The 23,881-nt window shown below is 45.0% G+C and carries 23 protein-coding genes; 4 read left to right on the top strand and 19 right to left on the bottom strand.

Going from position 1 to position 23,881, the window contains the following annotated elements:
- Positions 1-270: 270 nt before the first annotated feature.
- Genes hemG through VIA_RS03600 form a run of 3 tightly spaced genes read right to left on the bottom strand, consistent with a single transcriptional unit; the run spans position 271 to position 2,934 of the window.
- A complete protein-coding gene (gene hemG, locus VIA_RS03610) occupies positions 271-798 on the bottom strand; it encodes a menaquinone-dependent protoporphyrinogen IX dehydrogenase (RefSeq protein ID WP_004411139.1) in 528 nt (175 codons plus the stop codon).
- 9 nt (positions 799-807) lie between these two features.
- On the bottom strand, positions 808-2,265 hold the full coding sequence (locus VIA_RS03605) for a TrkH family potassium uptake protein (protein ID WP_004411137.1): 1,458 nt from the start codon (positions 2,263-2,265) through the stop codon (positions 808-810).
- A gap of 51 nt (positions 2,266-2,316) precedes the next feature.
- On the bottom strand, positions 2,317-2,934 hold the full coding sequence (locus tag VIA_RS03600) for a YigZ family protein (protein WP_004411135.1): 618 nt from the start codon (positions 2,932-2,934) through the stop codon (positions 2,317-2,319).
- Between the two features lie 250 nt (positions 2,935-3,184).
- On the opposite strand from VIA_RS03600, the gene fadB reads away from it, so the two are divergent.
- Together fadB and fadA are read left to right on the top strand one after the other, a co-directional pair.
- Positions 3,185-5,356: a fatty acid oxidation complex subunit alpha FadB gene (fadB, locus tag VIA_RS03595; protein WP_004417266.1), complete on the top strand. Its 2,172-nt coding sequence runs from the start codon at positions 3,185-3,187 to the stop codon at positions 5,354-5,356.
- A 14-nt stretch (positions 5,357-5,370) separates the two neighbouring features.
- A complete protein-coding gene (fadA, locus tag VIA_RS03590; RefSeq protein WP_004417265.1) occupies positions 5,371-6,546 on the top strand; it encodes an acetyl-CoA C-acyltransferase FadA in 1,176 nt (391 codons plus the stop codon).
- Positions 6,547-6,619: 73 nt separating this feature from the next.
- Here the strand turns inward: fadA and punR are convergent, their stop codons facing one another.
- Positions 6,620-7,528 carry a DNA-binding transcriptional activator PunR gene (gene punR / locus VIA_RS03585; protein ID WP_004417264.1) on the bottom strand — a complete coding sequence of 303 codons (909 nt, stop codon included), beginning with the start codon at positions 7,526-7,528 and terminating at the stop codon, positions 6,620-6,622.
- Between the two features lie 144 nt (positions 7,529-7,672).
- Here punR and punC point away from each other — a divergent pair, with 144 nt between their 5' ends.
- Positions 7,673-8,872: a purine nucleoside transporter PunC gene (gene punC / locus VIA_RS03580; protein WP_004411126.1), complete on the top strand. Its 1,200-nt coding sequence runs from the start codon at positions 7,673-7,675 to the stop codon at positions 8,870-8,872.
- Between the two features lie 37 nt (positions 8,873-8,909).
- Here punC and VIA_RS03575 read toward each other — a convergent pair whose 3' ends face one another.
- Positions 8,910-9,686 (bottom strand): transporter substrate-binding domain-containing protein, encoded by a 777-nt coding sequence (locus VIA_RS03575; protein WP_004411124.1) that lies wholly within the window; start codon positions 9,684-9,686, stop codon positions 8,910-8,912.
- Positions 9,687-9,788: 102 nt separating this feature from the next.
- Between VIA_RS03575 and VIA_RS03570 the strand changes: the two genes are divergently transcribed.
- Positions 9,789-10,529, top strand: a complete 741-nt coding sequence (locus VIA_RS03570) for an amino acid ABC transporter permease (protein WP_004411122.1) — start codon at positions 9,789-9,791, stop codon at positions 10,527-10,529.
- Between the two features lie 53 nt (positions 10,530-10,582).
- Here the strand turns inward: VIA_RS03570 and glmU are convergent, their stop codons facing one another.
- The 14 genes from glmU to mnmG all read right to left on the bottom strand — a co-directional run bounded on the left by glmU (position 10,583) and on the right by mnmG (position 23,452).
- Complete coding sequence (glmU, locus tag VIA_RS03565) at positions 10,583-11,944, bottom strand: bifunctional UDP-N-acetylglucosamine diphosphorylase/glucosamine-1-phosphate N-acetyltransferase GlmU (RefSeq protein WP_004411120.1); 1,362 nt, start codon at positions 11,942-11,944, stop codon at positions 10,583-10,585.
- Between the two features lie 149 nt (positions 11,945-12,093).
- The gene (locus VIA_RS03560; RefSeq protein ID WP_004411119.1) at positions 12,094-12,516 is read right to left on the bottom strand and encodes a F0F1 ATP synthase subunit epsilon; all 423 of its coding nucleotides are present in this window, start codon (positions 12,514-12,516) and stop codon (positions 12,094-12,096) included.
- An 18-nt stretch (positions 12,517-12,534) separates the two neighbouring features.
- Entirely contained in the window at positions 12,535-13,938 is a 1,404-nt protein-coding gene (gene atpD / locus VIA_RS03555) for a F0F1 ATP synthase subunit beta (protein WP_004411116.1), read from the bottom strand.
- A 34-nt stretch (positions 13,939-13,972) separates the two neighbouring features.
- Positions 13,973-14,839 carry a F0F1 ATP synthase subunit gamma gene (gene atpG, locus VIA_RS03550; RefSeq protein WP_004411115.1) on the bottom strand — a complete coding sequence of 289 codons (867 nt, stop codon included), beginning with the start codon at positions 14,837-14,839 and terminating at the stop codon, positions 13,973-13,975.
- Positions 14,840-14,881: 42 nt separating this feature from the next.
- The gene (gene atpA / locus VIA_RS03545; RefSeq protein WP_004411114.1) at positions 14,882-16,423 is read right to left on the bottom strand and encodes a F0F1 ATP synthase subunit alpha; all 1,542 of its coding nucleotides are present in this window, start codon (positions 16,421-16,423) and stop codon (positions 14,882-14,884) included.
- Positions 16,424-16,436: 13 nt separating this feature from the next.
- A complete protein-coding gene (gene atpH, locus VIA_RS03540) occupies positions 16,437-16,970 on the bottom strand; it encodes a F0F1 ATP synthase subunit delta (protein WP_004411113.1) in 534 nt (177 codons plus the stop codon).
- A gap of 14 nt (positions 16,971-16,984) precedes the next feature.
- Positions 16,985-17,455 carry a F0F1 ATP synthase subunit B gene (gene atpF, locus VIA_RS03535; protein WP_004417263.1) on the bottom strand — a complete coding sequence of 157 codons (471 nt, stop codon included), beginning with the start codon at positions 17,453-17,455 and terminating at the stop codon, positions 16,985-16,987.
- 73 nt (positions 17,456-17,528) lie between these two features.
- Positions 17,529-17,786: a F0F1 ATP synthase subunit C gene (gene atpE / locus VIA_RS03530; protein ID WP_004411110.1), complete on the bottom strand. Its 258-nt coding sequence runs from the start codon at positions 17,784-17,786 to the stop codon at positions 17,529-17,531.
- 44 nt (positions 17,787-17,830) lie between these two features.
- Complete coding sequence (gene atpB / locus VIA_RS03525; RefSeq protein ID WP_004411098.1) at positions 17,831-18,643, bottom strand: F0F1 ATP synthase subunit A; 813 nt, start codon at positions 18,641-18,643, stop codon at positions 17,831-17,833.
- 8 nt (positions 18,644-18,651) lie between these two features.
- On the bottom strand, positions 18,652-19,041 hold the full coding sequence (locus VIA_RS03520; protein WP_004411097.1) for a F0F1 ATP synthase subunit I: 390 nt from the start codon (positions 19,039-19,041) through the stop codon (positions 18,652-18,654).
- Between the two features lie 189 nt (positions 19,042-19,230).
- Positions 19,231-20,112, bottom strand: coding sequence for a ParB/RepB/Spo0J family partition protein (locus VIA_RS03515; RefSeq protein ID WP_004411094.1), 882 nt, complete (start codon positions 20,110-20,112; stop codon positions 19,231-19,233).
- A 24-nt stretch (positions 20,113-20,136) separates the two neighbouring features.
- Positions 20,137-20,910 (bottom strand): ParA family protein, encoded by a 774-nt coding sequence (locus tag VIA_RS03510; RefSeq protein ID WP_004411091.1) that lies wholly within the window; start codon positions 20,908-20,910, stop codon positions 20,137-20,139.
- A 14-nt stretch (positions 20,911-20,924) separates the two neighbouring features.
- Positions 20,925-21,557 carry a 16S rRNA (guanine(527)-N(7))-methyltransferase RsmG gene (gene rsmG / locus VIA_RS03505; protein ID WP_004411088.1) on the bottom strand — a complete coding sequence of 211 codons (633 nt, stop codon included), beginning with the start codon at positions 21,555-21,557 and terminating at the stop codon, positions 20,925-20,927.
- Positions 21,557-23,452 (bottom strand): tRNA uridine-5-carboxymethylaminomethyl(34) synthesis enzyme MnmG, encoded by a 1,896-nt coding sequence (gene mnmG, locus VIA_RS03500; RefSeq protein WP_004411081.1) that lies wholly within the window; start codon positions 23,450-23,452, stop codon positions 21,557-21,559. The genes rsmG and mnmG overlap by 1 nt, the downstream gene beginning before the upstream one ends.
- Between the last annotated feature and the right edge of the window lie 429 nt (positions 23,453-23,881).

Here is a 23,881-nt window from a genome sequence, read left to right as displayed (position 1 = left end):
TTTCGAGTTGAGCCTTGCTCAAATCGGACGGCCATTTTAGCGAGTTAAAGTTTAGTGTCAACCACTTTTTTCAAACTTATTTTCAAGCGTTTCCACTTGGCTAATTGACCTTGCTAACTGGGCTCACGTTTCTTTCGAAGCGTTCCCGTGTCAGCGAGGTGGCATTATAGAGATTGCGATCACATTGGCAAGCCCTTTTTCACGTTTTTTCTAACTTTTTTGTCGTTCGGACAAATTTGCATCAAAAACACTCAAAAGAGCACGTTATTTCTACAGTTCTCCAAACTTATCCGCAAAAAGAGCCACTTTTTCCCAATTGGTGTATTCCACTTCTTTGGTTGTATCCGTTTCCCCACCAGTCATCGACATAATGAACTTAATCATCGTTTTATCAAACCAGTTGTAACGTGGGTAATAGAGGGCGCCTGCAAAGACCCCAATTAATTTAGGTTGCCACGGAGACTTATTAAGGAACGTCTTTATATAAGCACTACCTTCTGGGGTGTCTTTACCCTGCTCTTCTTTACGCGCAGTCAGATTGACACAAAAGAATGCCACCTTATGACTTTCTAGCTGTGATTGATTCTTTACAATAAACTGGTACAGCTTTTTATTTAAGTGACCATAACGAATCGATGCGCCTATCAGAATTTTCTCATAATGAGAGAAATCGATGTCAGTAGCGGTATGCAGATCGACTACCTCACATTCAAGCTCCGGTAGTTGTTCATCTATATAGTGGAGGATTTTTTTGGTCTGCCCTTCACGACTAGAGTATAAAAACAGTGCTTTCGCCACAGAATCTCCTTAGCTACGCCAAAATGTCGGCGTAAGTAATATTAATAAGGTAAATATTTCTAATCGACCAAACAACATAGAAACAATCAGTACCCACTTCGCATTATCGTTAACGTCACCAAAGTGCAGGGCGACCTCACCTAATCCAGGACCTAAATTGTTTAACGTCGCAGCGACCGCCGAAAAGGCGCTTAATTCATCCATCCCCGTAGCAATAAGCCCGAGCATACACACTACAAATACTAAGGCGTAAGCAGAGAAAAAACCCCAGACTGCATCGACTACGCGTTGAGATAGTGCACTCCCCCCGACTTTGATTGTGTAAACGGCTCTTGGGTGAACTAAACGTTTCAATTCACGTACACCTTGCAGTGTCAGTAGCAGGATACGAATCACCTTCATGCCACCACCGGTCGAACCAGCACAACCGCCTATAAACGATGAGAAAAGCAATAGCACAGGGAGAAACAGAGGCCACTCAGCAAAGCCAGTTGTGGTGAATCCTGCTGTAGTAGAAATCGACACTGTTTGGAATAACGCTTGATCGAAAGCTTCATATACCGTGTCATATGAATGGTGATTAAGAAGAATCAAGAAACAAACGACAAATAATAGCGCTTGAATAAATATGAATGCGCGAAACTCTGGATCTTTCCAATAGTATTTAGGATGAACACCACCAGATGCAAAGGCTGCAAAGTGAAGTGAGTAGTTACATGCTGATATAAGCAAGAACACCACTGTAATCATATTGACGGCATAGCTATCAAAATAACCAATACTGGCGTCATGAGTTGAAAATCCACCGATCGCGATGGTAGAAAAACTATGCCCTATTGCATCAAACGGTGACATGCCCGCTAACCAAAAGGCTACCGCACAAGCAATCGTCAAACTTAAATAGATATACCACAGCGCTTTTGCCGTTTCGGCAATCCTTGGCGTCATTTTGGAATCTTTAACCGGACCCGGAATTTCTGCACGATAGAGCTGCATACCACCGATACCAAGAACTGGCAAAATAGCGACTGCCAAGACGATGATCCCCATACCACCGAACCATTGCAGAAACTGGCGATAGAATAGAATCGCCTTGGGCAGATCATCCAAGCCGACAATAACTGTCGCGCCTGTTGTAGTTAATGCAGAGAAAGACTCAAAGAAGGCGTCAGTGACAGACACATTAGGGTTATCTGCAATGAGAAATGGTAAAGAACCAGCGCTACCCAATACCGTCCAAAATAACACGACAATCAAAAAGCCATCGCGAGCTTTTAATTCATGCTTATGTCGACGATTGGGGAACCAACAAACGACACCACAAAAAAGTAGTACGAAGAAAGTCGTAACGAAAGGTACACCAGCACCATCTCGATAGATCAACGCTACCAATGCAGGAGCGAGCATAGAGATACTGAATAAGGCTAGTAATAGCCCTACAATGCGAATAATAGAACGAAACTGCATGAATAGATGATGTGTGAAGCGTAGCTTCCGACTTCCTGATTATCTTTATTTTTAATCCAAAGCGGTAATATTTACCTTGGCGCCACTTTTATTGATGATGGTTTGAGAGAAGTTACTCACTTGACGCACTTCTATTTCAACCACCATTTTTACCAACTCACTATATTCAGCACTGACTTCTACAGCACCAAATTGCGGGTATAGGGACTGAACAATAGGCATAAACCCATAGTCTAACTCCAGTAGTAGGTTTGTGGTTATTTTTTTCTCAATAGTTTGAAGCGTCTTTAATGCTTGCTGTACGCCACCACCATATGCTTTAACCAAACCGCCCGTTCCTAGCTTAATTCCACCAGAATAACGCGTTACCACTGCAGTAATCTCACCAACTCCTGAGCCAGACAGCTGGGCCAAAATAGGCTTACCAGCCGTTCCCGATGGCTCACCATCATCACTGAATCCCCACTTCATTGAGTCTTCTGGTCGCCCAGCAACAAAGCCCCAACAGTTATGCCTTGCATCTGAATGTTTGGTTTTAACTTCTTCAACAAACGCTTTCGCTGCCTCAATAGAAGGAGTACGAGCAAGATAAGTAATAAAGAGGCTTTTCTTTATTTCTTCTTCAAATTGAGTCGGTAAAGCTGGAACCAAGTAAGGCTGGTCATTCATGGTGTTGTTTCATTTTTCGCAATAATCGCAGTGTAACATGAGAGTGATTTCTGCGTCGCCTAAGATCTGTTCAAGCGCACAATGTTAAACACTTGTTTAAAAAATGTATTGAATTTAACCAAGGACCGATCCAAACTAAAATGACTGGTCAAACCAGATATAAATATAACAACTTTCCTGCTTATCTGTTGTTAAACGAATAATGACTGATAAACACGCAATCCAAGATTGTATGTCATGGAGATAGACAATGATTTACCAAGCCGAAACCCTACAGGTAAAGGAAGTACAAAATGGTATTGCAGAGCTTCGTTTCTGCTCACCGAAATCCGTAAACAAGCTCGATCTAGCGACACTAGAGTCACTCGACAAAGCACTGGATGCGCTATCAGCCCATCAAGGACTAAAGGGCTTGATGCTCACTTCAGATAAAGACGCGTTCATTGTTGGCGCGGATATCACTGAATTCTTAGGCCTTTTTGCCAAAACAGACGCTGAACTCGATCAGTGGCTGCAATTTGCCAACAGCATCTTCAATAAACTGGAAGACTTACCAGTACCAACGATTTCAGTGCTAAAAGGTCACACTTTAGGTGGCGGTTGTGAGTGTGTACTCGCAACTGACATGCGCATTGGTGACAAGACCACCAGCATTGGTCTACCTGAAACCAAGCTAGGTATCATGCCGGGCTTCGGTGGTTGTGTACGTTTACCAAGAGTTGTCGGCGCAGATAGTGCTATGGAAGTCATCACTCAAGGCAAAGCATGTCGCGCAGATGAAGCACTAAAGCTTGGCCTTTTAGATGCTATCGTAGACACCGACACTTTATACGAGTCAGCTCTACAAACTCTAACTTCAGCGATTAATGAGAAGCTCGATTGGCAAGCTCGCCGTAAGCAAAAAACATCGCCACTGACACTAAGTAAACTTGAGTCGATGATGAGCTTCACTATGGCGAAAGGCCTAGTAGCACAAAAAGCGGGGCCTCATTATCCTGCCCCAATGACAGCCGTCATTACTATTGAAGAGGGTGCGCGTTTTGCTCGTAATGAAGCATTAGACATAGAGCGTAAGTACTTCGTCAAACTGGCGAAATCTGAAGAAGCCAAATCACTGGTCGGTCTATTCCTTAACGATCAATACATCAAAGGTCTTGCTAAAAAATCAGCTAAATCAGCAAGCAAAGATACTCAGCGCGCAGCGGTACTCGGAGCGGGCATTATGGGCGGTGGTATCGCTTACCAGTCTGCGTTAAAAGGTGTACCTGTCTTAATGAAAGACATCGCACAACCATCGCTCGACTTGGGTATGACAGAAGCGTCGAAACTGCTGAATAAGCGCTTATCTCGCGGTCGTATTGATGGTTTTAAGATGGCGGGCATTTTGGCGTCTATCACACCAAGCCTGCATTATGCCGGCATCGAAAACTCAGATGTGATCGTCGAAGCGGTTGTTGAGAACCCGAAAGTAAAAGCTGCGGTTCTCAGTGAAGTAGAAGCACATATCAGTGACGACACGGTAATCACTTCTAACACCTCAACGATTCCAATCAACCTATTAGCAAAGTCACTCAAACGCCCAGAAAACTTCTGTGGTATGCACTTCTTCAATCCAGTGCATCGTATGCCACTTGTCGAGATCATCCGTGGTGAGCATACTTCGGATGAAACTATTAACCGCGTTGTTGCTTATGCCGCGAAAATGGGTAAATCACCAATCGTCGTCAACGACTGCCCTGGGTTCTTTGTTAACCGCGTATTGTTCCCATATTTTGGTGGTTTCAGCATGCTACTTCGTGACGGTGCAGACTTTACTAAAATCGACAAAGTTATGGAGCGTAAGTTTGGCTGGCCGATGGGACCTGCATACTTGCTTGATGTGGTTGGTATTGATACCGCTCACCATGCACAGGCCGTCATGGCTCAAGGTTTCCCTGAACGTATGGGTAAGCAAGCTCGTGACGCGATCGATGCTTTATTCGAAGCTGACAAATACGGTCAGAAGAATGGCAATGGCTTCTACAGCTACACCATTGATAGAAAAGGTAAGCCGAAGAAAACTTTCTCTGAAGATATCTTGACTGTATTAGCTGATGTTTGTGCTGATAAGCAGGACTTTGACGATCAGACCATCATTCAACGTATGATGATTCCAATGATCAATGAAGTGGTGCTGTGTCTACAAGAAGGCATCATCGCCACTCCACAAGAAGCGGATATGGCATTGGTTTATGGTCTTGGTTTCCCTCCATTCCGCGGCGGCGTATTCCGCTACCTAGATAGCGTAGGTATTGCTGAGTTTGTTGCAATGGCAAAACAATACTCAGAGCTCGGTGCAATGTACCAAGTACCACAGATGCTGATTGATATGGCGGCGAAAGGCGAAAGTTTTTACGGCGCACAACAGCAAGGTTCTATCTAAAGAGGGATTCCCAAATGACTAATCAAACAAGAAACGTTGTCGTAGTCGATTGTCTACGTACCCCAATGGGTCGCTCTAAAGGTGGAGCTTTCCGTCATACTCGAGCTGAAGACCTTTCAGCTCGTCTAATGAAAGGTATTCTAGCTCGTAATCCACAAGTGAACCCAAGCGAGATTGAAGATATCTACTGGGGCTGTGTACAACAAACCCTAGAACAAGGATTCAACGTTGCACGTAATGCGGCATTACTTGCTGGCCTACCAATTGAAATTGGCGCGGTGACGGTAAACCGTCTGTGTGGCTCATCAATGCAAGCTCTTCATGACGGAACCCGTGCGATCATGACTGGCGACGCAGAAATCTGCCTGATTGGTGGCGTAGAACATATGGGACACGTTCCAATGAATCACGGTGTGGACTTCCATCCAGGTATGTCAAAAACAGTTGCGAAAGCTGCAGGTATGATGGGCTTGACGGCTGAGATGCTCGGTAAGCTACATGGCATTAGCCGTGAGCAACAAGATGAGTTTGCCGCGCGCTCTCATGCTCGAGCACATGCCGCAACCGTAGAAGGTCGCTTTAAAAGTGAAATCCTACCGATTGAAGGCCACGCGGCAGACGGTACGTTATTCACACTCGATCACGATGAAGTGATTCGCCCAGAAACGACCGTTGAAGGACTATCTCAACTTCGCCCAGTGTTCGACCCTGCAAATGGTACAGTCACAGCAGGTACATCATCGGCTCTGTCTGATGGTGCATCAGCGATGTTGATCATGAGCGAAGAAAAAGCCAATGAGCTTGGCTTGAAGATTCGTGCACGCATCAAAGGCATGGCCATTGCGGGCTGCGATCCTTCTATCATGGGTTACGGCCCAGTACCTGCGACGCAAAAAGCACTCAAACGTGCTGGTCTTTCGATTGAAGATATGGACGTGGTCGAACTCAACGAAGCATTTGCTGCGCAATCTCTGCCATGTGCGAAAGACCTTGGTTTGCTTGAGGTGATGGATGAGAAGGTTAACCTTAACGGTGGTGCGATTGCATTGGGTCACCCGCTTGGTTGTTCTGGCTCTCGAATCTCCACTACGCTGATCAACTTAATGGAGTCAAAAGACGCCAAATATGGCCTAGCAACAATGTGTATCGGTTTAGGTCAAGGGATCGCTACAGTATTTGAACGTCCTTAGTCCATTTAGGATCTAGTGCTAATCTAAAAACCTAAGCCGCCTTGATAAGGCGGCTTATTTGATCTTATCAAAACTAAGATTGCAGCCAATCTTGATACAACTGCTGAGATGACCCTAAGTAATCGACCATCCATTGAATCATCTTATGGTTTTCATCTTTTCGCCAAACCAAACAGCAATGGCTCAACGGTTTCTCCTCAGGGAGTATTTTTTCCACCAGCAATCCGTCAGTAATAAGAGGCATTGCTATGTGTCTAGGCATATAACCCACCCCGACACCTGATTTAAGGCACTCAATCGCACTATACCAATTAGGTAACAATAAGCGGCGCTGCTGCGGGTAATGAACCGTGTGACGTTTAGGCAGGATGCTCGACGTATCATCTAAGCATATGGCCGGGAATTGACTAACAAAGGGGGCATCTAGAATTTGCTGTTTCACACAGGGGTGACTTGGCGACATGACAAATGCCCAATCCAAAATCCCCATATCCCTAACTTCAAAGTCGCCACCCACAGGAATGGCAGAAGTTGCACCAATAACAATATCTGCGCGACCTTGGGATATCGCCTCCCAAGAACCATTAAACACTTCCATATTTATCTGTAATTCTGCATTGGGAAAGGTGGCATAAAATGCTTCGATGAGTGGCTTAAGTCGTTCAAGTTTCACCACGTTATCTAAAGTCAGTTTCAAGGTCTTTTGCCAACCTTGGGCAACCCGGCGTGTTTGCGCTTTCACCTCCTCCATTTGCCTAAGCATTAGCCGTGCTTGAACCAGAAACTGCTCGCCCGCTGGGGTCAATTCTACTTTTCTTGGTAAGCGACGAAATAGAATCACATCCAGCTCTTGCTCTATTTGGCGAATGCTGTAGCTAATTGCCGAAGGAACCTTGTGCAATACCTCTGCTGCTGCAGTAAAACTCCCTAACCGAGCAACGGTATCTACCAACTCTAAAGAGGTTTGAGAAAAAACGCCCACACCAATACCTTTCAAAAAATTTGATTCATAACTACATATTTTAACGTTTCATTTATTTAAAAGCGAAGAATAGACTACCCAGGTTAATGAAAATGTTGGCGACAACAGATAAACATCCGTGAATTTTTTTGAATGGAATAAGAAATGAGAATTTCAAAACTGCAACTTTTTTACTTAGCCGCACTTTCGATGCTTGGCTTTATCGCCACTGATATGTACCTGCCCGCTTTTAAAGCAATGGAGATGGACTTTGCTACTGGCCCAGAGCAAATTGCTCTTTCTCTAACGGTCTTCTTAGTCGGAATGGCTTTTGGACAACTTTTATGGGGACTCGCCTCTGATAAGTTCGGTCATCGAAATACCCTCGCAGCGGGGTTGGTCTTATTTACTGTTGCATCATTTGGCCTCGCCTTTAGTGATCAAGTATGGCAACTGTTGGTATTGCGCTTTATCCAAGCAATTGGCGTTTGTGCACCAGCGGTGATCTGGCAAGCCATGGTTATCAAACGTTACTCTGGTAGCAGTCAGCAGATATTTGCCACTATCATGCCTTTAGTGGCGCTATCTCCAGCATTGGCCCCACAGCTGGGAGTCGTGTTAGCAGATAGTTTTGGTTGGCACAGTATTTTCATTGCACTAACGATTGTGGGCTTACTGCTGGTGGCTGCAACCATGGTTCAAGCAAATGAGAAGAGTGAAGCGAAGCAAACCAGTATTTCCTCAGACATTAAAGCTCTGATTAGCTCTAAGACTTACCTTGGCAACGTGTTGATGTTTGCAACCGCTTCAGCAGCATTCTTTGCGTACTTAACAGGAATGCCTGAAATAATGGCTAAACTTGGTTATGAAGCAAAAGATATTGGTTTAAGTTTTATCCCACAAACCATCGCATTTATGGTTGGTGGCTATTTAGGTAAAGTAGGCGTGGCTAAGTTTGGTGATGAGAAGGTTCTTCGCCAATTGATCGGACTGTTTAGTGTCGCTTCACTGTTAGTTTTTGTTGCCTCACAATGGCAGCTAAGCTCGATTTGGCCAATCCTTGCGCCTTTCTGTCTGATTGCAGTGGCTAATGGTGCACTTTATCCAATTGTGGTTAACCGTGCGCTTGCCAGTGCCAAGCAAAGCCCAGCAACTGCAGCAGGTCTACAAAACAGCCTACAAATCAGTGTCAGTAGTCTATCTAGTGCATTGGTTGCAGCGATGGCAAGCCAAGCTCAATCGGTGACTGGTGTGGCGATTATTTTGTGTATGGTTGGATTGTGGATGGGTTACGTATTATCCAACCGTGAACTGTCTCAGCATTTCACAACCCCAGATAACGCGCGAGTCATTAGTGACGAATAACCAAATAAGAAGAGCCGTATTCCACGGCTCTTCTTATTTATAAACTCTGTAGTCCCCACTTTTTGGCCGTTTGCTTGAAAAAGCCCTGCGTTTTCTTTAACTCTACCCAGTGGTTGATGTAATTAATCCAAACTTGATCATCTTGATCTAGCAACATCGCAATAGGCGTTGGCTTGCGTGGCTCTTTTACTGGCACTATCGCTAGCTGTTTAAATTTTTCCACCAGCGTTGCGGCCTCTACATTCGAAGTCACAGAAACATCCGCACGGCGCGCCAACAACTCTTGAAAGTCACGAGCAGGCGCTTCTATTACAATATGCTGCGCCGATGGAAAGAAGGCTTTAACCATTTTCTCTTGTACTGTACCAAGTGTTGCCGCCACTTTGATATCCGCGTTATCAAAATCGCTCCAATCAGAAAACTTAGCCAAGTCCTTTTTCTGTACTACCGGAACAAAGGCTAGATAAAAGTATGGCTGACTATAGCCAGCGACTTTAGCACGTGACATGTTCAATGAAGCGCTACCGGTAATATCGTACTTATCGGCTTGAATGCCACTGACTAGCGTTTTCCAATCTGTAGCAACATACTCAACTTTGACTCCCAAATCTTTCGCCAACTCAGTGGTCACATCAATATCAAACCCGCGATAACTATTGGTCGCTGGATCTTTCATTGTCATCGGGTTCCAATCCCCAGTGGTTCCAACGCGCAATACACCCTTGTCCAGAATTTCGTGTAAACGACTCTCTGCATTGGCCACATTTGCCATAGCCAATAACGTCATCCCTAACGCAAGCATAAGTTTTTTCATTATTTTTCCTTTAGATACTTATTCCATTCAAGATTTACAACAACAACCTTGATAACATAGCAGCAACATGTGAGATTTTTTAGTCAACGAAGGGAAAGAAGTTTGAATTGTCGATATCTGTGGCTATTTTTATCTCTACTACTGACTGGTTGCTCTGATTACCAATGGGGTTGGTACGTGCTTGATCCGACGACAGCTCAAGGCCAAACAAACCTACAATTTCTCATCGCTGGCTTTTATGACACTATTTCCGTGTCATTACTGAGCATGCTATTTGCCATGACCATCGGCTTAGTCGTCGCTCTTCCATCACTGTCAGATTCCAAATTACTTAAAGCATTTAACCGGGTTTATGTCGAAGTGATTCGTTCAATTCCCGTCTTAGTGTTATTGCTGTGGGTTTATTACGGAATGCCAACGCTCATGGATATATCTCTCGATCATTTCTGGGCAGGTGTTATTGCTCTTACGATTGCAGAAAGTGCATTTATGGCAGAAGTGTTTCGTGGCGGTATCCAAGCCATCGCCAAAGGGCAACATGAAGCAGCCAGCTCGTTAGGCTTAAACTACTGGCAGAGAATGCGTCTGGTGATTCTTCCTCAAGCATTGAGACAGATTCTTCCACCGCTCGGTAATCAATTCATCTATATCTTAAAAATGAGTTCTTTGGTGAGTGTAATAGGCCTAAGTGACTTAACGCGCCGTGCCAATGAACTGGTCGTTAATGAGTACTTACCTTTGGAAATTTATACCTTCTTGGTACTAGAATACCTTGTGTTGATTTTACTGGTCTCTCAAGCGGTACGTTGGCTAGAAAGACGTATTGCGATACCAAGTAATTAACCAAATAAAAAGGCCACTCATGTGAGTGGCCTCTGATATCAATACGCTAGTGATTATTTCTGTTTAACAGGACGTTGCCATCCAGTAATCTTGCGCTCTTTAGCGCGAGTAATGACTAACTCACCTGCTGCGACATCTTTAGTCAATGTCGTACCAGCACCGACTGTTGCGCCATCTGCGACCGTAACTGGTGCCACCAGTTGGCAGTCTGAGCCAACAAACACATCGTTACCAATCGTGGTTTTAAACTTATTCGCACCGTCATAGTTACAAGTAATCACGCCTGCACCAATATTGGTACGCTGACCGATTTCTGCATCACCAAGGTAGGTTAGGTGGTTCGCTTTAGAACCTTCGCCGATACGTGCGTTCTTCACTTCAACAAAGTTACCTACATGAGAGTCATTGCGCATCTCAGCACCAGGACGCAGACGTGTGAATGGACCAACCGTACACTCTTCACCTACCGTCGCGCCTTCAATCACACTGTATGGGCGAACCACTGTGTTGTCGTCGATTTCACAATCTTTCAGCACACAGCCAGCACCGATCGTCACGTTATCACCTAAAGTCACTTTTCCTTCAATAATAACGTTAGTATCAATTTCACAGTCCATTCCACATTGTAATTCGCCACGCAGATCAAAGCGTGCAGGATCACGCAGCATGACACCTTGCTCAAGCAGCTTCTGTGCTTGCATAGATTGGAAAGCACGCTCTAGACGAGCAAGCTGAGCTCGGTCATTGACCCCTTCCACTTCAATCGGATTGACTGGGTGAACCGCTTCTACTGCGCGGCCTTCATCGTGAGCCGCTGCGATCACGTCAGTTAAGTAATACTCACCCTGAGCATTTTGATTATTTAAGCCAGACAACCAACGTTTTAGATCACCGCCAGTTGCAACCATCACACCAGTGTTGATCTCTTTAATAAGCTTCTGTTCATCGGTGGCATCTTTTTGTTCAACGATCGCAACCACAGGGCCATTACGACGCACAATACGGCCATATCCCATCGGATTATCAAGAACCACCGTTAGAAGAGCGATACCACCATTTGGCTGCGCATCCAGCAAGTTCTCAATTGTTTCTTCAGAGATCAGTGGTACATCACCATAGAGCACTAATATTTTTTCATCGTCCTCAAATTGAGGTGACGCTTGATCCACAGCGTGGCCAGTACCGAGTTGCTCAGCCTGAAGTACCCAATTGACGTTCTCTTTAGCAAGCTTTGCTTGCATTTGATCACCGCCGTGACCGTAGACCAAATGAATATTCTGCGCACCTAAGCCATTACAAGTATCAATAACATGCTTCGCCATAGGTTTGCCGGCTAAAGTGTGTAATACCTTTGGCATATTAGAATACATGCGAGTGCCTTTACCCGCCGCGAGAATGACCGCGCTAAATTTCATTAGGTTACCTATATAGATGTTGTATTAAAGCTGAGAGGTATTCTAGACACTAATCGAGGATTAGTTAATCGAATGGGTTAAATTTCTAGTAAAAAATAAGCAAAAAGGCGGTCATATGACCGCCTTTATTTCTATAACAACCTTGTCGATTATCGACGTTGTTGTGTCAGCTCGATCACTCGTAGCTGAGCAATGGCTTTAGCCAGTTCACTAGCCGCTTGAGCGAAGTCCATGTCGCCATGCTGATTCTGAATTGCTTCTTGAGCACGACGTTTAGCTTCTTCAGCCTTAGCTGCGTCCAGTTCATCACCACGGATAGCCGTATCAGCCAGTACAGTCGCTGTACCCGGTTGAACTTCTACCATACCACCAGAAACATAAATAAATTCCTCGTGGCCGTGCTGCTTAACAAGTCGCACCATACCAGGCGTGATAGCGGTTAGCAGCGGAGTGTGGCCATGGTAAATACCAAGCTCACCTTCGCTACCGGTCACCTGAAACGTTTCAACTAGGCCAGAAAAGATTTTCTTTTCTGCGCTAACTACGTCTAGGTGAAAGGTTATTGCTGCCATATCGCCTCCTAGTTAGCCTTATAGCTTCTTCGCATTCTCGATAGCATCTTCAATTGCACCACAGTACATGAAAGCTTGCTCTGGAATGTCATCGTAATCACCAGCTAGTAGACCTTTGAAGCCACGTAGAGTCTCTTTAAGAGCTACGTAAACACCTGGGTCGCCAGTAAATACTTCTGCTACGTGGTAAGGCTGAGTTAGGAAACGCTCAATCTTACGTGCACGAGATACAACTTGCTTATCTTCTTCAGATAGCTCGTCCATACCTAGGATAGCAATGATATCTTTCAGCTCTTTGTAGCGCTGAAGTGTCTGCTGAACGCCACGTGCAATATCGTAGTGCTCTTGACCTACTACTAGAGGATCAAGCATACGAGATGTTGAATCTAGTGGGTCAATCGCAGGGTATAGACCCATTGCAGCGATGTTACGGTTAAGTACAACCGTTGCATCCAAGTGCGCGAACGTTGTTGCTGGAGACGGGTCAGTCAAGTCATCCGCTGGTACGTATACCGCCTGTACAGACGTGATAGAACCAGATTTCGTTGACGTGATACGCTCCTGAAGTACACCCATCTCTTCTGCAAGAGTTGGCTGGTAACCTACCGCAGAAGGCATACGACCTAGCAGTGCTGATACCTCAGTACCTGCAAGCGTGTAACGGTAGATGTTATCAACGAACAGTAGAACGTCACGACCTTCGTCACGGAAACGCTCTGCCATTGTTAGACCAGTCAGTGCAACACGTAGACGGTTGCCTGGAGGCTCGTTCATCTGACCGTAAACCATTGCTACTTTAGACTCTTCAGGGTTTTCAACGTTAACAACGCCTGCTTCCTGCATCTCAAAGTAGAAATCGTTACCTTCACGAGTACGCTCACCAACACCAGCAAACACTGATAGACCTGAGTGTTGTAGTGCGATGTTGTTGATAAGTTCCATCATGTTAACGGTCTTACCTACACCTGCACCACCGAATAGACCGATTTTACCACCCTTAGCGAATGGACAAACTAGGTCGATTACTTTAACGCCCGTTTCTAGAAGTGCGATCTCGTTTGATTGCTCTTCGTAGCTTGGTGCTTCACGGTGGATAGAGTAAGTCTCTTCCGCACCGATTTCACCACACTCATCAATCGCATCACCAAGTACGTTCATGATACGACCAAGGGTCTTAGTACCTACTGGTACTGAAATTGGAGCGCCTGTATTTACTACTTCAACTCCACGACGTAAACCATCAGAGCTACCCATTACGATACAACGAACTACGCCACCGCCTAGCTGTTGCTGAACTTCAAGAACTAGACGTTCTTTTGAGTCCGTTACGTTTAGAGCGTCGTATACACTTGGTACATCACTCTGTGGGAACTCTACGTCGACTACTGCACCGATGATCTGTACGATCTTACCTGTAGCCATCGTTAATCCTCTAACTATTTAGTTTTACCTAAGCTTAAACCGCTGCTGCACCTGAAACGATTTCTGACAGCTCTTGTGTAATCGCCGCTTGACGCGCCTTGTTATACACAAGTTCTAAGTCATCAATCAGGTTGCTCGCATTATCAGTTGCAGCTTTCATTGCAATCATTCGAGCCGCTTGCTCACAAGCAAGGTTCTCAACCACACCTTGGTATACTTGAGATTCCACATAGCGCACTAGAAGCGTGTCTAGTAGTGCTTTTGGTTCTGGCTCGTAGATGTAGTCCCACTGGTGGGTACGCTGCATCTCTTCGCTGTCCGATTTAGGCAAAGGTAGTAATTGATCGATCGTTGGTTGTTGAACCATAGTGTTCACAAACTTGTTGCTCACAACATATAGGCGGTCCAATTCACCTTCATCATATTTCTTCAGCATAACGCTTACAGAGCCGATTAGGTCTTCAAGGCTTGGGCTATCGCCTAAACCAGAAACCTGTGCCGCGACTTTTGCACCGCTGTTATTAAAGAAGCCAGTTGCTTTTGAACCAATCAATGCTAGTTCAACTTCAGCACCTTTCTCTTTCCAGCTTTGCATGTCGATGACAGCTTTTTTGAACACATTAATGTTCAAGCCGCCACATAGGCCACGGTCTGTTGAAACGATGATGTAACCAACACGTTTAGCTTCACGCTCCTCTAGGTACGGATGACGATACTCTAGGCTTGCGTTTGCTACGTGACCGATCACTTTACGTATTGTTTCAGCGTATGGACGAGAAGCTTCCATTGCATCTTGAGAGCGACGCATTTTAGAAGCTGCTACCATTTCCATTGCTTTCGTAATCTTCTGAGTGCTTTTCACACTACCGATTTTATTACGTATCTCTTTTGCGCCGGCCATCGTTACTCTCCATTAGTTGGTGGCATTACTGCCACCGACCTATTACCAAGTTTGGGTTGCTACGAAGTCGTCAGTCAGCTTCTTAAGCTGCGCTTCAACTTCATCGTTGTATGCACCCGTCTTGTCGATCTCAGCTGCAAATTCAGCGTATTGACCGCGAGCATACGATAGTAGAGCCGCTTCGAAATCTAGCAGTTTGCTGATTTCAACACCTGCTAGGTAGCCGCGCTCTGCCGCAAAGATTACTAGAGCTTGGTCAAATACAGACATTGGAGCGTACTGCTTCTGCTTCATTAGTTCTGTAACTTTCTGACCGTGGTCTAGCTGTTTCTTTGTCGCTTCATCAAGATCAGACGAGAACTGTGCGAATGCCGCTAGTTCACGGTACTGAGCTAGTGCAGTACGGATACCGCCTGATAGCTTCTTGATGATTTTCGTCTGTGCAGAACCACCAACACGAGATACTGAGATACCTGGGTCAACAGCTGGGCGAACACCCGCGTTGAATAGCTCAGTCTGTAGGAAGATCTGACCGTCAGTAATCGAGATTACGTTTGTCGGTACGAATGCTGAAACGTCACCAGCTTGTGTTTCGATGATAGGTAGTGCAGTTAGAGAACCTGTCTTACCTTTCACTTCACCGTTAGTGAACTTTTCTACGTACTCTTGACTTACACGAGCTGCACGCTCTAGTAGACGCGAGTGGAGGTAGAAAACGTCACCTGGGAATGCTTCACGGCCTGGTGGGCGTTTTAGTAGTAGAGAGATCTGACGGTAAGCTACCGCTTGCTTAGATAGATCATCATAAACAATCAGTGCATCTTCACCGCGATCACGGAAGTATTCACCCATCGCACAACCTGCGTATGGCGCTAGGTATTGTAGCGCTGCAGATTCAGAAGCAGAGGCAACAACAACGATAGTGTTTGCTAGCGCGCCGTGCTCTTCTAGTTTGCGAACTACGTTAGCGATAGTCGATGCTTTTTGACCGATAGCTACGTAGATTGAGAAAATACCTGAGTTTCTCTGGTTGATGATTGCATCGATCGCCATTGCTGTTTTACCAGTCTGACGGTCACCGATTACAAGCTCACGCTGACCACGACCGATTGGGATCATTGAGTCAACAGATTTGTAACCAGTTTGAACAGGTTGATCTACCGATTTACGGTCGATTACACCTGGTGCAATCACTTCTACAGGCGAAGTCAGTTTAGCTTCAATTGGACCTTTACCATCAATTGGCTCGCCTAGCGTGTTAACAACACGACCAAGCATTTCAGGACCAACTGGTACTTCAAGAATACGACCAGTACCTGTAACTTTCATGCCTTCCTTAAGGTCAGCATATGGGCCCATTACAACCGCACCAACCGAGTCACGCTCAAGGTTAAGTGCTAGTGCATAACGGCCACCCGGTAATTCAATCATTTCACCTTGCATCACGTCCGCTAGGCCGTGAATGCGAATGATACCGTCGCTTACCGATACGATAGTACCTTCATTGCGAGCTTCACTAACAACTTCGAAAGATTCGATACGTTGTTTGATTAGATCGCTAATTTCCGTGGAATTAAGTTGCATGCTCCAATCCCCATTAAGACTGCAATGCATCGCTCAGGCGGCTTAAACGGCCACGTGCTGAGTTATCGATGACTAAGTCTCCGGCTCTAATAATAACCCCACCAAGTAGGGTCTCATCTACGCTGCAATTCAGCTGGACTTTGCGTTCAAGACGCGTTTCAAGTTTGCTACTGATATCTGCTTTTTGCTGTTCTGAAAGTTCCGTTGCTGAAGTCACTTCAACACTGATTTCTTTCTCATGTTCTTGCTTAAGAAGCAGGAACTCAGCACACACATCAGGAAGGGCCTGTAGTCGGCCATTCTCAGCCATCACCTTAATTAGGTTTTGACCGAACGCATCAACTTGTTCGCCACATACCGCAACAAATATTTCTGCTAGTTTGTCAGCAGACGTTGAGCTAGTTAATAGCTCATGAATTTGTTCGTTATTGGCAACTTCCGCTGCAAAAGACAACATTTGACCCCATTGGTCTAGTTGGCCTTTTTCAACAGCAAAGTCGAATGCTGCTTTAGCATAGGGGCGTGCGATAGTAGTCATATCAGACATATGCGCCCCCAGACTTAAAGTTTTGCAGTAATGTTGTCGAGAAGATCTTTGTGCGCATCTTTATCGATTGAACGCTCAAGGATTTTCTCAGCACCAGCTAAAGCCAGAGTTGCAACTTGTTTGCGCAGTTCATCGCGCGCACGGTTGCGTTCCGCTTCAAGTTCAGCTTCTGCTTGCGCAAGGATTTTCTGGCGTTCTGCCTGAGCTTCCTCGCGAGCTTCATCAAGAATTTGAGCTTTACGCTTATTTGCTTGCTCGATGACCTCAGTTGCTGTGCGCTTCGCTTCTTTCAGTTGAGAAGAAGCATTAGCTTGCGCTAGGTTTAAGTCTTTCTCAGCACGCTCAGCAGCGTGTAGACCGTCAGCAATTTTCTTCTGACGCTCTTCAATCGCTTGCATGATTGGTGGCCATACATACTTCATGCAGAACCACACAAATAGTGCGAATGAGATTGCTTGACCTAGCAGAGTTGCGTTCATATTCACAACAGCTACCCCTCTTTAATTGGACTTAGTGTTAATCAATGACAAACCAGTGTTTGCCTTCGAAAAGCAATGATTAACCAGCTAGTTGACCAACGAATGGGTTTGCGAAAGTAAATAGTAGAGCGATTACGATACCGATCATTGGAACCGCATCTAGTAGACCAGCGATGATGAACATCTTAACTTGTAGCATAGGAGCCATTTCTGGTTGACGCGCAGCACCCTCAAGGAATTTACCACCTAGGATTGCGAAGCCAATTGCAGTACCTACTGCACATAGACCAACGATGATTGCTACTGCGATTGCTGAAAAGCTCAGTACAGTTTCCATTACTATCTCCAAATATAACTTTTGACTAATAAGAGTTTAAAAAATTAGTGATCGCCGTCTTCGTGTGCCATCGACATATAAACAATCGTTAGCATCATAAACACGAAGGCCTGAATCAGAATTACCAGAATATGGAAAATCGCCCACGGTAGTGAACCCATCCATTGTAAATACCATGGTAACATTGCCGCACAAAGAATGAATACAACCTCACCTGCAAACATGTTACCGAATAGACGCATACCAAGTGATAGAGGCTTCGCTAGTAGCGATACCACTTCAATCAGTAGGTTAAACGGAATCATGGTCCAGTGATTAAATGGATGTAAAGCAAGTTCTTTGGCGAAACCACCTAGACCTTTCACTTTGATGCTGTAGTAGATCATCAGAGCGAATACGCCTAGAGCCATAGCCATGGTGATGTTCACATCAGCTGACGGTACAACCTTAAGGTAAGGAATACCAAGCCAATGCTCTGCTGGGTAAGGTAAGAAGTCGATAGGAACTAAGTCCATCACGTTCATCAAAAATACCCAACAAAAGATAGTTAGTGCTAAAGGTGCAATCAATGGGTTGCGTCCATGGAACGTATCTTTGACGTTTTCCGCGACAAATTCTACGATCATTTCAACAGCACACTGAAGCTTACCCGGTACACCCGCTGTCGTTCCCTTCGCTACTTTGTAAAAAATCCCTAAGAAAATTAAACCAGTAAACCAAGAAAAAAACAGGCTATCGATATGTACGTTCCAGAAACTTGCTTCATCCGCTACCAAGCCTAACTTAGCTAAAGAAAGGTTTGATAAGTGGTGGGCAATGTATCCGGACGATGTTAGCGCTTCACCTGGCGCAGCCATAACTCATCCTATTTTTTGTTGTTAATGAATAGCGCTGGCGCAAAGATATTAATCCCTAATACCAGCAAATAGGTTAGTTTGAGGGGAACAAGTTCCACCTGCATATACATGTAAACAACAGAGAAGAGTGCCACTGTGATGAGGATCTTTAATGCTTCTCCCGTGTAGAAAGACACTGCGACCATTTTGGTGGCGCGCGCTCCTACAAAAAGAAATGCACACAAGGCAAATACAGCATTGGCGATAACAAAAATGCTCCCTCCAATTAGCGCTGAAACTCCCCATTCAGTATTTACAGCAATCGTCATTCCTGCTGCCACTAACGTAACCGCGCCCGCCTCGATCAATAACAATTGCTTTGCAAGCTCTCGTCCTGGTCTCGCTAACGCAGCTACCATGTATTCGTACCTCTAGTAATATCCACTTTGCACTACATCACTCTGTGCAGGGAAATTGGCGAAAATTATACGGTCAGTGCACCTTATTGCAATTAAAACCCTGCAAAAAGTTACATTTTTGTTTACAAACCGACAACTTTCACACAAAAAATCGTTTTTTACATAATTGATTGAGATCAATTATCTCATTTAGCTCTCAAGCTTGGCAATCAGTTGCTCTAATTTGTGAGGCTCATCAAGACTAATCGTTACTTTGGACTTTCCACTTGGGTTTCGCACAATAGCAACTTTACCACCAAGCATTACACTCAATTTTTGTGACAATTCTTGTACCTCAACGTCCTGAGGCTCATTTTTACCTTCAACAACGGGCTGGAGACACTTTTTCACTAACTGCTCAGTTTGACGAACGGTGAGCTGCTTCTTCGCGACTTGCTGAGCAACGTCAACTTGCTGCTCATTTTGCAAAGCAAGCAGAGCTCGAGCATGACCCATTTCAATTTTTTTATCTGCAACGAGACTCTTTACGTCATCCTCAAGCTGATTTAGACGTAATAAGTTACTCACTGTGGTGCGCGACTTACCGATCACTTCTGCCACCTGCTGGTGGGTCAGCTTAAATTCGACCTGCAAACGATCCAGCGCTTGAGCCTCTTCGATAACGTTAAGATCTTCACGTTGGATATTTTCGATCAACGCCATAGCGATTGCGGCACGATCTTCGACGTTTTTCACCACACATGGCACTTGCTTTAAGCCAGCTTTGCGTGCAGCGCGCCAGCGACGTTCACCAGCAATAATCTCAAACTTCTCGCTATCAACCTGACGGACAACAATCGGCTGAATAATACCTTGTGATTCGATAGAGGCCGCTAGCTCTTCAAGCGCTTCCGCTTCCATATCTTTGCGAGGCTGATACACACCTGGCTTCAAGCTATTGATATTTAGGTCGGTCAGTTGGCCGTCCGAAGAGAGCTCTTGGCTATGCTGAGCATTTTGCTGCTTTTCACGCGCCAATGAGCTGGTAGAGAGCAGAGCGTCAAGCCCTTTACCTAAACCACGTTTAGACATGAGACAGAGTTCCTTTGGTTGTCGTTATGCAGGGACTTCTTCGCGGCGAAGCATTTCACCGGCAAGAGCAAGATACGCCTTCGCACCTGACGAATACTTGTCATAGTACATCGCAGGTTTACCATGACTAGGCGCTTCTGCTAAGCGTACATTACGCGGAATAACAGTGCGGTACACCTTGTTACCAAAGTGCTTTTTAAGTTGATCGGATACTTCGTTAGACAATCTGTTGCGAGGGTCATACATAGTACGTAACAGACCTTCGATTTTTAAATTCTCGTTTACAACAGCAGCGAGTTTGCTGATTGTATCCATAAGTGCAGTTAAACCCTCTAGTGCAAAATATTCACACTGCATAGGAACCAAGACCGAGTCGGCCGCAGCCATGGCATTGATTGTAAGAAGGTTTAGAGAAGGAGGGCAATCGATAAAGATGAAATCATAGTTATCGCGAACTGACGCAAGTGCATGTTTTAAACGAACTTCGCGCGCGAAAACTTCCATCAGTTTAATTTCAGCGGCCGTCACATCGCCATTAGCGGCGATCAAATCATAGTGACCCGAAGTCTTTCGACATACGACTTCTTCAAACGGCACATCTTCGACCAACAGTTCATAAGCACTGGCGTCAACCTGATACTTGTCAACACCACTGGCCATGGTTGCGTTTCCTTGTGGATCGAGATCAATCACCAAGACTTTACGCTTAGTCGCGGCCATCGACGCGGCTAAATTGATACATGTTGTTGTCTTACCAACCCCGCCTTTCTGATTGGCAATTGCTACGATTTTTCCCACTGTGGACCTCGCTTTTATCCCTTGCGCGATAAGATTACTAGATGACGCTCGCCTTCCAATTGAGGAACATTCAAAGCTTTGATATCGGTCACAGAACACCACTCAGGTAATTGGTCAATCTCATCCTGTGGTAATTGCCCTTTCAAAGCTAAAAAGTTTCCAGTATCCGTTTTCGGTAGGTGGTGACACCACTCAACCATATCGGTGATGGAAGCAAATGCTCGGCTTAGTACACCATCAAATTTATCTTCAGGTTGATACTCTTCAACTCGACTTTGAATCGGATTCACATTATCAATCTTTAGTTCATGAAGAACTTGCTTAATGAATCGAATACGCTTGCCCAAGCTATCGAGTAGGCAAAACTGTTTGGTTGGATTCATGATTGCCAGTGGGATGCCAGGCAATCCTGGTCCAGTACCCACATCAATAAAACGCTCACCTTGTAAGTGAGTACTAACAATGATGCTATCCATGATGTGTTTGACCAGCATCTCTTGCGGGTCACGAACTGACGTCAAGTTGTACGCCTTGTTCCACTTGTTAAGCATTTCAACATAGCCCACCAACTGTTCACGTTGATGAGACGATACTTCTAAATCAGTTTGAGCAATCAGTGCATCAAGCTGGCTACGTAGTTGAGACATTATTCTTCCTCACCCTTTTTTAACATGCCGTGTTTCTTGAGATGAACAAGAAGAATCGAAATTGCAGCAGGTGTAATACCTGAAATACGTGAAGCAATACCGATAGACTCAGGTTTCGCCTCACCGAGTTTAGCCACGACTTCATTCGACAAGCCTTTCACTTGTGAATAGTCGAGATCGAGCGGTAACTTAGTGTTCTCATGACGCAGGGATTTTTCAATCTCGTCCTGCTGACGCTTAATATAACCTTCGTACTTAACTTGGATCTCTACCTGCTCTGCGGCCTGTTGATCTTCAAGGGCAGGAGCAAAAGCGTCCAACTCAGTCAATTGAGCATAGGTGATCTCTGGACGACGCAGAAGATCTTCACCACTTGCTTCTCGAGCCATTGGGGTTTTAAGTAGACCATTGAGCGCATCAACACCTGCCGATTTCGGATTCATCCAAATATCTTTTAGACGTTGACGTTCGCTTTCCATGTTGTCGATTTTTTCATTGAAGCGCGCCCAACGAGCATCATCAATCAAACCTAACTCACGAGCTTGTGCGGTCAAACGCAAATCCGCATTGTCTTCACGTAACAGCAGACGGTATTCGGCGCGAGAGGTAAACATTCGGTATGGCTCTTTGGTGCCCATTGTAGATAGGTCATCAATCAATACGCCCATGTACGCTTGGTCGCGTCGAGGACTCCAACCGTCTTTGCCTTGACTGTGCAAACTTGCGTTTAGACCAGCCATTAGACCTTGCGCTGCTGCCTCTTCGTAGCCTGTTGTGCCGTTAATTTGACCGGCAAAGAACAAACCACTAATAAATTTGGTTTCGTACGTCTGTTTCAAATCTCGTGGATCAAAGAAATCGTATTCGATCGCATATCCAGGACGAACAATGTGCGCATTCTCAAAGCCCTTCATTGAACGAACGATTTGTACTTGAACATCAAACGGCAAGCTGGTGGAAATACCATTCGGGTAGAGTTCATGAGTATCAAGGCCTTCAGGTTCAATAAAGATCTGATGGCTGTTTTTATCAGCAAAGCGCATCACTTTATCTTCAATTGAAGGACAGTAGCGTGGGCCAATACCTTCAATAACCCCTGCGTACATAGGGCTGCGGTCTAGATTGTTACGAATAACGTCGTGCGTTTTCTCGTTGGTATGAGTAATAAAACACGGAATCTGACGTGGGTGATGTTCGCGTTTGCCCATGAATGAAAATACAGGCGCAGGAGTGTCGCCATGCTGCACTTCAAGATCAGAGAAATCTACACTACGGGCATCAATACGAGGTGGAGTACCTGTCTTAAGGCGATCAACTCGGAAAGGTAGCTCACGTAAACGATCCGCTAAAGCGATCGATGGTGGATCCCCTGCGCGACCACCAGATGAACTTTCCATACCGATGTGGATCTTACCACCTAGGAAAGTACCGACCGTCAGAACTACCGCTTTGGCATGAAAACGTAGGCCCATTTGTGTCACAACACCAGTCACTTGATCGTTCTCGACAATCAGATCATCAACCGACTGTTGGAACAAAGTTAGGTTAGGCGCGTTTTCTAACGCATGACGAACATAAGCTTTGTACAAAGCACGATCAGCTTGAGCTCGTGTTGCTCGAACCGCTGGTCCTTTTGATGCGTTTAACGTTCTAAACTGAATACCTGAATGATCGATGGCTTGAGCCATCAATCCGCCCATTGCATCAACTTCTTTGACTAAGTGACCTTTGCCAATACCACCAATAGCGGGGTTACATGACATTTGACCAAGCGTGTCGATATTGTGTGTGAGCAAAAGCGTATTTTGCCCTGTTCGAGCTGATGCGAGTGCGGCTTCCGTTCCTGCGTGACCGCCACCAACAACAATGACGTCAAATTTTTCGTGATAAAGCATGAACCGACCTCAGGTATTCAAGAGAGAGTTGGACAGATAAAAGAGCGTTATTCTACCTTCTTTCACGAAGAGAGAAAATGCTTTTGACGCTTTTCATTCAAAGCTCGAAAGCTCTTATATATATAAGATCTATATATATGATCTTTTATTAGATCTACTATTAAGATCACCTGTTTCTGTGGATAAGTGGAAAATGATCAACAAGATCATGGATCTTACGCGGATCATATCATGTGATCTTGTTTTGATCAGAACGAGGATTAACTGGGATCAAAATGGGTAGTTATACACAGGGGTAAAAAAGGATCTAAGTTGTTATTGGGATAACTATAGGTTAACCACTGGAAAGATCATGGTTTATCCACAGCTCGTTTGGTTAAATAATGAGCAAACAGTTCAGTGGGAATTGAGAAAAGTTATTCACATCGG

The organism is Vibrio orientalis CIP 102891 = ATCC 33934 (genome assembly GCF_000176235.1).
Lineage (GTDB): Bacteria > Pseudomonadota > Gammaproteobacteria > Enterobacterales > Vibrionaceae > Vibrio > Vibrio orientalis.
Note: the sequence above shows the minus strand (reverse complement) of the source record. Positions and strands in the feature narration are given on the sequence as shown.

What these genes read in the sequence shown, in the direction of transcription:
- rsmG (WP_004411088.1), bottom strand. Translation starts at nt 21,557, where the DNA reads ATGTCTCAACTACGTAGCCAGCTTGATGCACTGATTGCTCAAACTGAT.
- VIA_RS03600 (WP_004411135.1), bottom strand. Translation starts at nt 2,934, where the DNA reads ATGAATGACCAGCCTTACTTGGTTCCAGCTTTACCGACTCAATTTGAA.
- atpD (WP_004411116.1), bottom strand. Translation starts at nt 13,938, where the DNA reads ATGGCTACAGGTAAGATCGTACAGATCATCGGTGCAGTAGTCGACGTA.
- VIA_RS03605 (WP_004411137.1), bottom strand. Translation starts at nt 2,265, where the DNA reads ATGCAGTTTCGTTCTATTATTCGCATTGTAGGGCTATTACTAGCCTTA.
- atpG (WP_004411115.1), bottom strand. Translation starts at nt 14,839, where the DNA reads ATGGCCGGCGCAAAAGAGATACGTAATAAAATCGGTAGTGTGAAAAGC.
- VIA_RS03515 (WP_004411094.1), bottom strand. Translation starts at nt 20,112, where the DNA reads ATGTCTAAACGTGGTTTAGGTAAAGGGCTTGACGCTCTGCTCTCTACC.
- atpE (WP_004411110.1), bottom strand. Translation starts at nt 17,786, where the DNA reads ATGGAAACTGTACTGAGCTTTTCAGCAATCGCAGTAGCAATCATCGTT.
- punC (WP_004411126.1), top strand. Translation starts at nt 7,673, where the DNA reads ATGAGAATTTCAAAACTGCAACTTTTTTACTTAGCCGCACTTTCGATG.
- atpA (WP_004411114.1), bottom strand. Translation starts at nt 16,423, where the DNA reads ATGCAACTTAATTCCACGGAAATTAGCGATCTAATCAAACAACGTATC.
- VIA_RS03520 (WP_004411097.1), bottom strand. Translation starts at nt 19,041, where the DNA reads ATGGTAGCTGCGTTAGCGAGACCAGGACGAGAGCTTGCAAAGCAATTG.
- atpH (WP_004411113.1), bottom strand. Translation starts at nt 16,970, where the DNA reads ATGTCTGATATGACTACTATCGCACGCCCCTATGCTAAAGCAGCATTC.
- fadA (WP_004417265.1), top strand. Translation starts at nt 5,371, where the DNA reads ATGACTAATCAAACAAGAAACGTTGTCGTAGTCGATTGTCTACGTACC.
- mnmG (WP_004411081.1), bottom strand. Translation starts at nt 23,452, where the DNA reads ATGCTTTATCACGAAAAATTTGACGTCATTGTTGTTGGTGGCGGTCAC.
- atpB (WP_004411098.1), bottom strand. Translation starts at nt 18,643, where the DNA reads ATGGCTGCGCCAGGTGAAGCGCTAACATCGTCCGGATACATTGCCCAC.
- fadB (WP_004417266.1), top strand. Translation starts at nt 3,185, where the DNA reads ATGATTTACCAAGCCGAAACCCTACAGGTAAAGGAAGTACAAAATGGT.
- VIA_RS03560 (WP_004411119.1), bottom strand. Translation starts at nt 12,516, where the DNA reads ATGGCAGCAATAACCTTTCACCTAGACGTAGTTAGCGCAGAAAAGAAA.
- glmU (WP_004411120.1), bottom strand. Translation starts at nt 11,944, where the DNA reads ATGAAATTTAGCGCGGTCATTCTCGCGGCGGGTAAAGGCACTCGCATG.
- VIA_RS03575 (WP_004411124.1), bottom strand. Translation starts at nt 9,686, where the DNA reads ATGAAAAAACTTATGCTTGCGTTAGGGATGACGTTATTGGCTATGGCA.